At 40.5% G+C, this 4,785-nt stretch carries 2 protein-coding genes; both read right to left on the bottom strand.

The genetic code is table 11. From position 1 onward, the window contains the following. The coding region (locus A3EE_RS21475) for a glycosyl hydrolase family 8 (protein WP_051081623.1) at positions 1–3,645 on the bottom strand (3,645 nt) is incomplete at its 3' end. 171 nt (positions 3,646–3,816) lie between these two features. Beyond that, positions 3,817–4,428: an Ig-like domain-containing protein gene (locus tag A3EE_RS22285; protein WP_425386837.1), complete on the bottom strand. Its 612-nt coding sequence runs from the start codon at positions 4,426–4,428 to the stop codon at positions 3,817–3,819. Positions 4,429–4,785: the final 357 nt, after the last annotated feature.

Raw genomic sequence — 4,785 nt, 5'->3', positions numbered from 1 at the left:
ATTAACCGTTACTGCAATTTGTGCTCTTGCACTTTCACAACCGTTTGTAGTTTGGGATACAAAATAGTTTGTTGTACCTGTTGCTGAAGTTGAAGGAGTTGGTGCAGATGCTAATGCTGTAGTGGTAGTATTGTCTGCATACCATTTAAGAGCTGTGCCTGTTGCAGTCAATTGTGTTGCTGCTGCATTCTGGCAATAGGCAACTGTTGCGTTTACTGTTGGTACGTTTGGTGCTGTATTTACTGTTACTACTGTTGCAGTCGAAGTCACAGTCTGACTGTTTGCTGTAACTGCAACCGTATAACTTCCGGATTGTGTTGCGGTATAAGAAGCGTTTGTTGCACTTGCAATAGCAACCGCATCTTTGTTCCATTGATAGGTATAACCGGTTCCAGTATTTGCATTTAATACTACATTTCCTCCTGAACAGAATGTTGTAGCACCGCCAGCAGTAATCGTACTTGAAAGTACGAATGTTCCCTCGGTCATAGACACTTTGTCAATATTTACACAGTTTACATCTGCACCAGCATAAAATTTAATTAATGCGGAAGCGTCTGTTACCGTTGCATCATACGTAAACGTAAACGTTTGTGCAGTTGTCGTAAGGTTGACAGTCTGATAAAAATACGTTGTATATGGACTCGCAAGTTCCTGAATCGCAACAGACATAGTACGTGCAGCGTCTGCCTTAGCCATAAAGCTGATCGTATATGTTTTACCTGAAACAATTGGCGTTGTCTGGCTTACCTGAACATGCCACTCCAATGTACCCGGTGTTGCAGAAGGACAGATGCGCAATGAATTTGTACCTGATAAGTTTCCATTTGTTACTCCGGTCATTGTTCCGGTTGCACCACCATTATTTTGCAAAGCCCATCCGGTAGTGCCGCCATCAAATTCTCCGTTATTGATCAATTGTGTCGTTGGGTTTCCAACTGTAATTGTTGCTGCGGTAGAAGTTGTTTTGTTTCCTGAATTATCCGTAGCTACAGCTGTTATAACATAGGTACCTTCTGCTACGCTGCTCCATGTATAGGTATATGGAGATGTAGTTGTGCTATTCAATAAAGTGGACCCATTATAAAATTCAACTTTTGAAATTGTTCCATCGGCATCTGTAGCTGTTGCAGTCAATGTAACGTTGGCACCTGCAGCATACGTTGCCGCATTTGCAGGAGCAGTAAGTGTAACAACAGGACCGCTGCCCGCACATGCAGGTTTCCATACTTTAAAATTACCGGAGCAATTTAACATAGCCAGCATATACAACATACCGTCGTAATATCTATATGTACCGTTTGGTATTCCTACATTCCAGAATTCCTGTACAAAGGGAGTTGTCAATGTAGTATTCGCTACAGCTAACGATGCAACGGCATTACACGCTACAAGCCCTGTAGAATGGTCTCCGCCTGCATTTGTTCCATTCCAGTCGTAATGGTTTTTATATCCGCTTCCCTGATTTTTAAAGAATGTCAGATAACGTTCAGCAACAACGGGCTGCTGTGCATCGCTCTGGAACCAATGATAATCCATACCGAGGTTCATGATCGTTCGCCACGCATCATACATAAAGCGATGACTGTCGCTATTAAATGATGTTGTTTTAGGTGTTCCATCAAAGTTTGCATAATCGGCATATAAACCTGAAGTGGGATTGGAAGCGTCTCTCAACAATTTTCTAGCAGCATCGGGTGTCTGTGCCCAAAAAGCAGTATTGGTAGTACTCCATCTTTTCCAAAGTTCCCAAAAACCTGGCAAATTGTAAGAAGGGTCGGTGTATGTATATGAATCTCCGCTCGGCACGAATGTGATTAGTTTTGAATTGGCATTGAACAAGTTTGAATTTCCACCTTGACTCATTACTCTCTTCAAAATATCTTGCGCCTCAGCACCATAGTTGTATATTCCCGTACCATTACCCCAACGATTTGAAGCAAATAATAATGACGTGATGAAATAAGCTTCGCCATCTGATGCAGGCCCATTGCCTTTAACTGTTCCATCACTATTTAATTGCCAATTGAAGAACCCATCTGAACGTTGCATTTTAGTTTTAGCCCATTTCCAAATTTTATCAAATTCGGCTTTCTTATCTAGTTGGACACATATCATCATCCCATAAGACATACCTTCGGTACGCACATCGTTATTAGCCACGTCCAATATATATGCCATATCAGTTCCTACTGGATAATATACTTGTTGGGAAGTATTACCATAAAAGAGCTGTTGAAAAGCAGCTTCTACTTTTGCATTGACTTCAGCATCTGTTTTATTTAATAGTTCTTTAAACATATTCCGATACACGCCGGTATAATATGCTCCATTACCTGTTTCTCCGCAACTGGTAGTAGTACCGGTACCTGAAGAAGCAGTTACAGTTACAACAATTGCAGCACGTGGACCTTCGCAACTGTTTAATGTTTGAGAAACATAATATGTTGTTGAACCTACTGTTGTAGTAGCTGGTGTCGGAGCAGTAGTACTTGCTGTACCGCCTGTTGCATTTGTACCGTACCATTTCAATGCAGTACCTGTTGCAGTCAATGCTGCAGCTGTTGCACCTTGTACATAAGACACAGGAGAAGTAATCGTTGGTGCTACAGTTGTGCAACCTGGGTTTGTTACAGAAGCATTTGCCAATGTATATACACCCTTGTCAGGTACAACATCAAACTGAATATACTTTACACCACTAACCGTAACAATTGTAGATGCAATGATTGTTGTACCCTGCATTACACGAACAGTTGTCCATGTTGATGGCAATTGTCTGCGGATTGTTACAGCTACACTATAAATGGTATTATCCAAACCATCCGTCGGAGTCATTCGTAATGAATCCGCATTAACTGTGGTCTCAGCAATTGACAATGCGTTACGCTCCTTAATATATTTTACTACGTTTCCGAAAGTTCCTACCCAATAATCGGCAGTATTTGTATTCACATAAGAAAGGTGAGTACCTAGTACACTCGATGCTAAAGGAGAGTAACCTCCATCGTTGTCAATTCCATGAATTAAAAATACACACCAGCCGCCTGAACTCTTAGCATTGCCAACGCGCGTATTCATATCGGCTGCAGTATTCACTCCTGTATTGCCGCAAATGATAGAGCTTAATGTATAAAAATCAGTAGGCGATTTATTTATGATCTGACCGCTGCATGTTCTTCCTGCAATATAATATTTTTGAATGGTAGCTAAGTCTCCGATGTTACAGTTTGGATATGCAACCGTGTAACATTTTTGATTGGTGATCTGCGTATTAATTGTAGCCTGAGAATTTTTTAATTCCGTGTCTTGTGAAGCCACGTTTTGATCAGGAAGATTGGTATGTGTTACGGTATGACTTGCAATCTCATGACCTGCATTGGCAGCAGTTTTCATGTTATTCCAATTCGGACTCAGGTTTTGCGTGATAGCAAATATCGTCGACTTAAAACCATAATTATTTAATAGGGGAATCGCAACCGGAATTTGATTGCTGCAATTGTCATCAAAGGTATAAGATACCGCTGCAGGTTTAAAGTTCTGCCATGTTCCTACCTGATAGGCTGCAGGAATCTGTGCTTTAGCTGGCATGTATAATAAAGCCAAATAAAAAAGGGCTGCCAATACAACTATTGTTTTTTTCATATCGATAACGGTTAGCTTAAAATTTGTACTTCTTCATATAGAATTGAGCACAACATTCGAATCATTTCTACGAACGAACTTTGAAAAAGTAAACATCTTTGAGAAAAATAGCAAAACAAAAAAACCCTCTTATTTTAAAAATAAGAGGGTTTTAAAAGAAATTTCAATTATTTATCTGATTACTGTGATCTTCTTTCTTATGATAGACGAACCTTCTGTGATGATCAGTACATAAGCACCTTCTGTCAATCCGCTCACATCCAATCGTGCTCCGTTTGTATTAACGGATGCCGAAAGAATCATTTCTTCACCCAATACATTAATCACTCTGAAATTCGCATTTGAAAGATCTATATCTGTTTCGATGTATACATCTGCACTTGATGGGTTCGGATATACAGTTGCTGTAATTGAATTTGAATTTGATACACCTGTACTAATAGAAGAACTTGTTACCGTTACCGGAGCAGAAGTTGTAATACCACCATGGCTATCGGTTACACGCACCGTGATCACATGCGTACCTCCACCAGCCGTTGTCCAGTCGTAGCTATATGGAGCAGTTGTACTTGATCCGATCACCGTATTGCCATCCAGGTATTCAACTGCTATAATCGTACCATCCGGATCTGAAATATCTGCTGAAATCGTAATTGTTCCTACAACCGTTGTATTTGCTACTGGTGAAGTGATCGCAATTACAGAAGGCTGATTCGCTGCAGAATTTACATCCGTTGCAAGTGAAGTAGCTTTGCAATTATTTCCATTTGTTACTTCTACCACATAACTACCTGCTGTTGTAGCTGTATACGATGAGGCTGTCCCAACCTGAGTTGAACCTTTAAACCATTTGTATGTTAATCCAGATCCAGTATTTGCATTCAAGATAACGCTTCCACCTGCCGGAATGCTTGTAGAACCCGAAGCTGTGATCGTTGCAGTTGGCAATGCATTTACTGTTACTGCAATNTGNGCTCNNGNACTTTCACAACCGTTTGTTGTTTGAGATACAAAATAGTTGGTTGTACCGACTGTTGTAGTTTGAGGAGTTGGTGCAGTTCCTAATGTTGTAGTAGTTGTGTTATCTGCGTACCATTTTAATATTGAACCTGTCGCAGTTAATGGTGTAGCGATTGCGTT

The organism is Cytophaga aurantiaca DSM 3654 (genome assembly GCF_000379725.1).
GTDB lineage: Bacteria > Bacteroidota > Bacteroidia > Cytophagales > Cytophagaceae > Cytophaga > Cytophaga aurantiaca.
The sequence above is the reverse complement of the archived record's forward strand: the minus strand, read 5'-3'. Positions and strand labels throughout refer to the sequence as shown.